Raw genomic sequence first — 308 nt, 5'->3', positions numbered from 1 at the left:
GGCAAATTACAAGTTTAATCCGAACAAGCCCGGAATCTTTCAATGGCAGTCTGTTGATGATGTATTTTTAATGGTCGTTGATTAATTAGTTCAAGTGCTGCTAGGATCTCATCAGTCGTTACTTGGCTAAAATTGGTCTTTTTCGGGAAGAACCAGCGTAACCGTCTATTAAAATATTCATTGGAACCTCGCTCCCATGGTGAATATGGATGGCAAAAATAAACTTTGATCTGATAATCCTGTTCTAAGGCCTGATAATTGGCAAACTCTTTACCATGATCAACAGTAATGGATTTTACTTGGGGACC

At 38.6% G+C, this 308-nt stretch carries 1 protein-coding gene; it reads right to left on the bottom strand.

Annotated features, from left to right (window positions below):
* Positions 1-14: 14 nt before the first annotated feature.
* A partial coding sequence (locus ACOV1R_RS16140; RefSeq protein ID WP_141728099.1) for an IS30 family transposase occupies positions 15-308 on the bottom strand: 294 nt, incomplete at its 5' end.

Origin of the sequence: Lactiplantibacillus sp. YT640 (assembly GCF_049745435.1) — a bacterium.
Classification (GTDB): Bacteria; Bacillota; Bacilli; order Lactobacillales; family Lactobacillaceae; genus Lactiplantibacillus; species Lactiplantibacillus plantarum.
This window is presented reverse-complemented; position numbering and strand designations above follow the sequence as displayed.